7 protein-coding genes are annotated in these 8,584 nt (G+C 67.7%); 6 read left to right on the top strand and 1 reads right to left on the bottom strand.

Annotated features, from left to right (window positions below; translation table 11 throughout):
- From VML93_RS09325 to VML93_RS09300, 6 genes are all read left to right on the top strand, one after another.
- A partial coding sequence (locus VML93_RS09325) for a biotin carboxylase N-terminal domain-containing protein (protein ID WP_325609918.1) occupies positions 1-1,925 on the top strand: 1,925 nt, incomplete at its 5' end.
- 2 nt (positions 1,926-1,927) lie between these two features.
- Positions 1,928-3,094 carry an acyl-CoA dehydrogenase family protein gene (locus VML93_RS09320; RefSeq protein WP_325609916.1) on the top strand — a complete coding sequence of 389 codons (1,167 nt, stop codon included), beginning with the start codon at positions 1,928-1,930 and terminating at the stop codon, positions 3,092-3,094.
- Positions 3,095-3,096: 2 nt separating this feature from the next.
- Positions 3,097-3,900: an enoyl-CoA hydratase family protein gene (locus VML93_RS09315; RefSeq protein ID WP_325609913.1), complete on the top strand. Its 804-nt coding sequence runs from the start codon at positions 3,097-3,099 to the stop codon at positions 3,898-3,900.
- A 93-nt stretch (positions 3,901-3,993) separates the two neighbouring features.
- Positions 3,994-4,596 carry a DUF1707 domain-containing protein gene (locus VML93_RS09310; protein WP_325609912.1) on the top strand — a complete coding sequence of 201 codons (603 nt, stop codon included), beginning with the start codon at positions 3,994-3,996 and terminating at the stop codon, positions 4,594-4,596.
- Between the two features lie 104 nt (positions 4,597-4,700).
- A complete protein-coding gene (locus VML93_RS09305; RefSeq protein WP_325609910.1) occupies positions 4,701-5,036 on the top strand; it encodes a hypothetical protein in 336 nt (111 codons plus the stop codon).
- A complete protein-coding gene (locus VML93_RS09300; protein WP_325609909.1) occupies positions 5,017-6,681 on the top strand; it encodes an alpha/beta hydrolase in 1,665 nt (554 codons plus the stop codon). Before VML93_RS09305 ends, VML93_RS09300 begins: the two co-directional genes overlap by 20 nt.
- A gap of 12 nt (positions 6,682-6,693) precedes the next feature.
- Here the strand turns inward: VML93_RS09300 and VML93_RS09295 are convergent.
- The coding region (locus VML93_RS09295; RefSeq protein WP_325609906.1) for a VWA domain-containing protein at positions 6,694-8,584 on the bottom strand (1,891 nt) is incomplete at its 5' end.

The raw sequence follows: 8,584 nt of genomic DNA, 5'->3' as shown, positions 1-8,584 counted from the left end.
TGTTCGCCACCTGCCGACGGCTGGGTCTGGGTACCGTCGCCGTCTACACCGACCCGGACGCCGACGCGCCGCACGTCGCCGAGGCCGACGCGCGCGTGCGGCTGCCGAAGACCAATGACTATCTGAACGCCGAGGCGCTTATCGCGGCCGCCCGCGCGGCCGGCGCCGACGCCGTGCACCCCGGTTACGGGTTCCTTTCGGAGAACGCCGAATTCGCCGCGGCGGTGCAAGATGCGGGCCTGACCTGGGTCGGCCCGCCGGTGGACGCGGTGCGGGCGATGGGCTCCAAGATCGAGTCCAAGAAGCTGATGTCGGCGGCGGGAGTGCCGGTGCTCGACGAACTCGACCCCGACACGGTCACCGAAGCGCAGCTGCCGGTGCTGGTCAAGGCCTCAGCGGGCGGCGGTGGGCGCGGTATGCGGGTGGTGCGCGAATTGTCTGCGCTGTCAGGCGAAGTCGCTGCGGCGCAGCGCGAAGCGCAGTCGGCGTTCGGCGACCCGACGGTGTTCTGCGAGCGCTACCTGCCTACCGGACACCACATCGAGGTGCAGGTCATGGCCGACACCCACGGCACCGTGTGGGCGGTCGGCGAACGCGAATGCTCGATTCAGCGCCGCCACCAGAAGGTCATCGAAGAGGCACCCTCACCTTTGGTCGAGCGCACGCGCGGAATGCGCGCCAAGCTGTTCGAAGCGGCCCGGCTGGCCGCCGATGCAATCGGTTACACGGGCGCGGGGACGGTCGAGTTTCTCGCCGACGATAACGGCGAGTTCTACTTCCTGGAGATGAACACCCGGCTGCAGGTCGAGCACCCGGTCACCGAGGAGACCACCGGGGTGGACCTGGTCGAACTGCAGCTCGCTGTCGCGTCAGGTGGCCGGCTTGACGCCGAACCTCCCGCGGCCAAAGGGCATTCGATCGAGGCCCGGCTGTATGCCGAGGACCCCGCGCACGGCTGGCAGCCGCAGGCCGGCCTGGTGCACACCATCGACGTGCCGTCGGTTCGAGCCGAGTTCTCCGCGCTGGGGCAACAGACCGGGATCCGGCTGGATTCCGGCATCGTCGACGGGTCGACTGTGTCGATTCACTACGACCCGATGCTGGCCAAAGTCATCTCCTACGCGCCGACGCGCCGGCAGTCGGCGCTGGTGCTGGCCGACGCGCTGGCCCGCACTCGCCTGCACGGCCTGCGCACCAACCGCGAGTTGTTGGTCAACGTGCTGCGTCATCCGGCCTTTCTCGACGGCGCCACCGACACAGCATTTTTCGACACGCACGGACTGGCCGAGCTGTCCGCGCCGCTGGCCGATGCGGTGACCGTGCCGCTGTCGGCGATAGCCGCCGCGCTTGCCGACGCCGCGCACAACCGCGCGACAGCCACCGTTTTCGGGTCCATTCCCAGCGGCTGGCGCAACGTAGCGTCGGGCTATCAGGCCAAGACGTACCGCGATGACTCCGACGAAGAGCACCGCGTCGAATACCGCTTCACCCGAACCGGATTGGCGCTGCCCAATAACCCTGCGGTGCAACTGGTCGCGCTGGCGCCGGACCAGGTGGTGCTGGACAGCGACGGCGTGGCCTACTGCTTTGCGGTGTCGCGCTACGGCCCGGAAGTCTACGTCGATTCGTCCCGCGGACCCGTTCACCTGGTCGCGCTGCCGCGCTTCCCCGAGCCGGGTTCGGCCGTCGAACAGGGATCCTTGGTGGCGCCGATGCCAGGCAACGTCATCCGGCTCGGCGCTGTCGTCGGCGACAGCGTCACCGCCGGCCAGCCGCTGATCTGGCTGGAGGCAATGAAGATGGAACACACCATCACCGCGCCCACCGACGGCGTACTCACCCAGCTCAACGTCAACACCGGCCAGCAAGTGGAAGTGGGGGCCGTGCTCGCACGAGTGGAAGTGCCTGACCCAGAAGGAGATTAGTAATGAGTGACACCAGCTTCATCGAAAGCGAGGAGCGCCAGGCGCTGCGCAAGGCGGTTGCCGAGTGGGCGTCGAACTATGGCCCCGAGTACTACCTGGCCAAGGCGCGCTCTCACCAGCACACCGACGAATTATGGTCCGAGGCAGGCAAACTAGGCTTTCTCGGGGTGAACCTGCCGGAGGAGTACGGCGGCGGCGGCGCCGGGATGTACGAGCTGTCGCTGGTGATGGAGGAAATGGCCGCCGCGGGCAGCGCGCTACTGCTGATGGTGGTGTCGCCCGCCATCAACGGCACCATCATCAGCAAGTTCGGTACCGAGGAGCAGAAGAAGCGCTGGATTCCGCCCATCGCCGACGGCTCCCTGACCATGGCGTTCGCGATCACCGAGCCGGACGCCGGATCCAACTCGCACAAGATCATCACGACCGCGCGCCGCGACGGCAGCGACTGGATCCTCAAGGGCCAGAAGGTCTTTATCTCCGGCGTCGACCAGGCCCAGGCGGTGCTGGTGGTGGCGCGCACGGAGGAGGCGAAGACCGGAAAGCTGCGCCCGGCGTTGTTCGTGGTGCCCACCGACGTGCCCGGATTCACCTACACCCCGATCGAAATGGAGCTGATCAGCCCCGAACGCCAGTTCCAGGTGTTCATCGACGACGTGCGGTTGCCTTCCGACGCCCTGGTCGGGGCCGAAGACGCCGCGATCGCACAGCTTTTCGCGGGCCTGAACCCCGAGCGCATCATGGGTGCGGCCAGCTCGGTGGGCATGGGGCGACTCGCACTGGAGAAGGCCGTCGACTACGTCAAGACCCGCAAGGTCTGGTCCACTCCGATCGGTGCGCACCAAGGCCTGTCACATCCGTTGGCGCAGTGCCACATCGAGGTCGAGCTGGCCAAACTGATGATGCAGAAGGCAGCGACGCTCTACGACAGCGGCGACGACATGGGTGCGGCCGAGGCCGCCAACATGGCCAAATACGCTGCGGCCGAGGCGGCCAACCGAGCGGTCGACCAGGCCGTGCAGTCGATGGGCGGCAACGGGCTGACCAAGGAATACGGCGTGGCCGCGATGATGACCTCGGCCCGGCTGGGACGGATCGCCCCGATCAGCCGCGAAATGGTACTGAATTTCGTCGCGCAGACATCGCTGGGCCTGCCTCGAAGCTACTGACGATGGACAGCTTCGTTGAGTATGCGGGCCCGGCCGAGTGCGGCGGCCCGTTCGCCCGCCTGACGCTGAACTCGCCACACAACCGCAACGCGCTCTCCACGGCGCTCGTCACTGCGCTGCATCAGGGGTTGCGTGACGCCGCGGCGGACCCGGCCGTGCGGGCGGTGGTGCTGGGACACACCGGGGGCACCTTCTGCGCCGGAGCGGATTTGTCTGAGGCCGGCGGCGGGTCTGCATTCGACATAGCGGTGGCGCGGGCCCGCGAGATGACCACGCTGTTGCGCGACATCGTCTCGTCGGCGCTGCCGGTGATCGGCGCCATCAATGGGCACGTCCGGGCCGGCGGTTTCGGTCTGGTGGGTGCCTGCGACATCGTGGTCGCCGGTCCGCGCAGCACCTTCGCGCTGACCGAGGCCCGGATCGGCGTGGCGCCGGCGATCATCTCGCTGACGCTGCTGCCGAAGATGTCGTCGCGGGCGGCGTCGCGTTATTACCTGAGCGGCGAGACATTCGACGCGCGTACAGCGGCGGAGATCGGACTGATCACCATGGCGGCCGACGATGTGGACGCCGCGGTGGCATCGGTGGTCGCCGATGTGGGTAAAGGATCGCCGCAGGGACTTGCCGCGTCGAAGGCGCTCACCACTGCCGCGGTGCTCGAAGGATTCGACCGCGACGCCGACCGGCTCACCGAAGAGTCGGCCCGGCTGTTCGTGTCCGACGAGGCTCGCGAGGGCATGCTCGCGTTCTTGCAGAAGCGTCCCCCCAGTTGGGCCGCTTCACCGCCGCGCGCTGACGGCGGCTAGGAACCACCCGGTGACCAGCCACGATGCGACAGGCAGGTTGCAGTTTAGCCAACCCTCTTGCAGCAAAACCTGGACGTCGTACGCTCGTGGGTGATGAGCAATTCCGCTCGACGTGACACGAGGGACACGCGCGACGAACCGTCGCGCGCGTCCGACACCGATCGCATCCAACTTGCGCAATTGCTGGCCTACGCCGCCGAGCAGGGCCGTCTGCAGCTGAACGACTACGAAGACCGGCTGACCCGGGCCTATGCGGCCACCACCTACGACGAGCTGGATGAGCTCAGGGCCGACCTGCCGGGCTCGCCGGTGAACCCGCGCCGGGGTGGTCAGCCCAACCCGGCGCCGTCGACGGTATTGCTGGGCCTGCTGAGCGGGTTCGAGCGGCGCGGCCGGTGGAACGTGCCGAAGAAACTGGTAACGCTCGCGCTCTGGGGCAGCGGGGTGGTGGACATGCGCTACGCGGACTTCACCTCGACCGAGGTCGAGCTCCACGCGTATTCGATCATGGGCGTGCAGACCATCCTGCTGCCGCCGGAAGTCAACGTGGAGATCCACGGCCGCGGCGTGATGGGGGGCTTCGACCGTAAGGTCCTGGGCGAAGGCGCGCGTGGCGCGCCGACGGTGAAGATCAGCGGATTTTCCTTCTGGGGCGGCGTGGGCATCAAGCGCAGAGCCCGCAGACCGCGCCGGTAAGGCCGCCGAGAAGACGCAAAAGCGCCCGCCCCGTGTCGGGTGCTTTTGCGTCTGCTCGCCGTAGTGAGTGGCCCCCGATTTGGGTGAGTGTAATACTCCGCGCCATGCCTCCGAGAGTTGTTATGCCGCAACAGTTGCGGGCGATTCCCGATTCGCTGTCCCGCACTGGCAACGACCTTGCCGACCAGGGCGAGTCATTGCTGGCCGTGCAACAGTCTTGTCGCAGCGCGGCCGAGGGCGCGCAACCGGGCTGGGTCGGCTCGTCGGCGCACGCATTGTCCGGACTGTTGGACCGATGGGCCACGGCCAGCACCGCCCACCTCGGCCGCTTCGGTGAACACGCCTGTGGCATGCATTTCGCGGCCACCGGCTTTCGCCAGATGGAGGAGCGCAACGCCGCGGCGGTAGCCGGGTTGAGCAATGACGCTGACATTGGCTGATATTGAACGCTGGGACCCCGCGGCGGTCGCGACGGTGTTCGAGGCTGCCATCAATCGCGCGCACGGCACCCGCGCGGCGTCGGCGGCGCTGCACGACACCATGCGACTGCTCCCCTTCGGCGGCGACACCGCCGAAGCGGCGCACCTGGCCACCCACCGCACCACGGTCCTCCTCGACACTCACGCCGAGGCATGCGACGCGGTCGGGCGGGCCGCGGAGAAAGCCGTCGAGGAGATCGCCGCGATCAAGTCGCGGCTGCGAGAGATCAGACAAGCCGCGCTCGATCATGTTCTGACCATCGACGATGCGACCGGCATAGTCTGGCCGCCACCGCGCCCATCCCCCGAGGACCGCACTGCGCAGTTTGAACTGAGGCAGTGCATCAAGAATCTGTTGGCCGACGCCGAACGGGCCGACGAAGACCTCGCCGCGGCGATTCGCGGCGCCGACGGTGACCTGTCCGCCGCACAGGTCGACGCCCAAATCAGCCATGCACCAACACAAATGCCGCGTCCGCCAGCACCGGGCAGCGACCCCGACGCGGTCCGGAAGTGGTGGCATGCACTGACTCCAGGCGAGCAGGATCGGGTGAAAGAGTGCTGCGGTGATCGCATCCGTAACCTCGACGGCATCCCCACCGATGTTCGCGCCAAACTCAATATGCCTGTGCTGCAACGTGAAATCGCTGCGCTGCGCGACGGCTGGCTGGACGTGAACGGCTGGCACACCGACCCGGAGAAGCTCGCGGATCTGACTGCGCTGCAAGACGCTTTGGCCGCGCATCCGGGCTCGAGCCTGATCCTGTTGGACACCAGCGCCGGTAAAGTGCTGGCCGCCGTCGGTGTCGGTGACGTCGACAACGCCGAACGCGTCGGCGTCACCGTGGGCGGCATCTTCACCCGGGTCAGTTCGAGTGTCGGTCAAATGGTCGGCGAGGCCGAGGCCCAGCGCAACAAGGCAAGCCAGTTGCGGCGTTTGGCGGGTACGCCGGACTACGACGCGGTGGCTTCGATCGCCTGGCTGGGATACGACGCGCCGGACGGCCTGAACGACGTCACCCGTCTGTGGCAGGCACGCGACAACGCGGCGCCGCTCAACCGCTTCTACAAAGCGCTGGCCGCCACCACCAACGTCCCCGATCAGCACATCACCGCCTTCGGCCACTCCTACGGTTCGCTGCTGACCAGCCTGGCGTTGCAGCGGGGTGCGCCGGTGAGCGACGTCGTGCTGTACGGCTCTCCCGGCACTCAGCTCGCCAATGCCGCGCAGCTGGGAGTTCAACCCGGGCATGCCTTTTACCTGATCGGCGTCAACGACCACGTCGCCGACGTGATCCCCGATTTCGGCGCTTTCGGCCGCGCGCCACAGGATGTGCCGGGCATGACTCAGCTGTCGACCAGTACGGGGTTGGCCCTGGGCGGTCGGTACGGCGACGGTCAGGTCCACGAACGGGCCTACGGTCATTCCGAGTACCCGCGCACGGGAAGCAACGGGGAACTGCGGATGAGCGCCTACAACATGGCGGTGGTGCTGGCCGGGCTGCCCGACGATCTGATAACGCCGCGTGCAGCGGGCGTGGACAGGCTTCCCGGCGGCTCCGGCCCGTACGAATTGCCGCCCGCGCCACCGCAACACCAGTTGTGAGGGCTGCTTGGCCTACCTGTGGCGACGCGAACGCAGGTAGTCGCCCACCACCGCGGCTCCCAGGCCGTCGAGATCGGGCACCACGACTCGTCCCTCGACCCGTCGCGCCACCTGATCGATGAACCGCGCCAGGCCGGGGTCGCTACCCAACCGGAAAATCGTCACCTGCGCACCCAGCCGGGCCATGTCGTCGAACCCGCGCACGGTGTGTGCGATGGTCCGCGGATGCGGCGGGTAGTCGAAAAATACTGTCGTGCCGTCGCCGTCGAAATCCTCCAGGTGCGCGGTCGGTTCACCGTCGGTCACCACCAGCACGACGGGCTGCGCGTTGGGATGGCGGCGCAGGTGGCGTCCGGCCAGTGCGAGCGCGTGATGCAGGTTGGTGCCCTGCTCGTAGACGCCCTCCAAACCGGTCAGCTCAGCCGCCGTCACCGTCCGGGCATAACGGCCAAACGCGATGATCTGCAAGGCATCTGAGCGGAACCGGGTGCACACCAGGTGGTTGAGCGCCAGCGCGGTCCGCTTCATCGGCAGCCAACGGTTCTCCATCACCATCGAAAACGAGGTATCCACCAACAGCGCCACCGCGGCCTGCACCCGCGTCTCGGTCTCGGAGACCTCGACGTCGTCGACGCTGATCGTAAGCGGACCAACCCCCCCTTCCCGAGTCGACGTTCCCGATTGGCGCAGCACGGCATTGGTGAGCGTGCGGGAGATGTTCCACGGCTCGGTGTCGCCGAACTGCCAGGGCCGGGTGGCGCCCGTCAGCTCGCCTGCGGCCCCGGCACGACGATGGTCGCGCTCACCACGGCGTCCGGAAAGCTGTTGCGCCACATCGCGTAACGCGGCTTCGCCGAGCCGTCGCATCGCCTTCGGGGACAGCCGCCACTGGCCGTCGGAGCCGCGATCCAGAAAGCCCTGGTTGACCAGCGCACGTTCCAGCTCGGCCAGGGTGCGGGCATCGATGGCGGCCTGATCGCCCAGCTGGCGGGCCAGTGCGTCCAAATCGACGTCGTCCATGGTGGCGCCCGGATAGCTCTGCGAGAGCTGCTCGGCAAGCTGCTCCAGCTCGGCGATGTCGGCCAGCGCCTGGGTGCCTTCGCCCATGCCGAACGGGTTGTCACCGGAGAACTGCTCCGACCCCATCCAGTCTTCCCCCGGCCGCGCCGCCTGCAGATGCGCGTCCAGCCGGCCCAGCGCCTGCATCAGCGCCGGTGATCCGAATGCCTGCTGCGCCAAGGCATCCAGCTCGGCCCGCTGCTCGGGATTGAGGCTGTTGCGGAAGCGTTGCGCGGCCGCTGCCCGCTTGGCCAGCGAGTCCAGCAGCTCCTCGACGTTGCGCGGGTTCTCCGGGAAGAACTCGCCGTGCTTGTCCATGAACTCGTCGAAGTCCTGTTGGGTGTCCTCGCCGCGGGAGTGCTTGTCCAACAGGTTGTTCAGATCGTCGAGCATCTCGTTGACGCGCTGGCGGTCCGCGTCGGTGGCTCCCTCCAGCGCCTGCTTCATGCCGGCGAAACGCTGGTCGAGCATCTCGCGGCCGAGCAGATCCTTGATCTGGTCGTACTTTTGGCGCGCTTCCGGGCTGCGCCAGTTGTAGTCGGACAGCTCCTGGACGGCCTTGGCCGGCGACGCCGGCAGCGCATCCAACTGCAGCTCGCCGAACCGGGCGTCGTCGTCCAGCGCCCGGGCCAGCTCTTTGCGTTCGGCCAGCACCGCCTCGTCGAGCAGCCTCTTGACCTCCTGCAATGTGCCATCTAAGTTGTTGCGGCGCAACAACTCCCGTCGACGCCTGTTGGCTTCGGCCGCCAACCGGTCGGCCCCGGTCAGGCTCTGGGTGCCGCGCCGCAACAGCTCGGACAAGGCCCGGCGCGGCGAGGTGCCCGCCATGACGTCCTGCCCGATC

Origin of the sequence: Mycobacterium sp., from assembly GCF_035499775.1 — a bacterium.
Classification (GTDB): domain Bacteria; phylum Actinomycetota; class Actinomycetes; order Mycobacteriales; family Mycobacteriaceae; genus Mycobacterium.
This window is presented reverse-complemented; position numbering and strand designations above follow the sequence as displayed.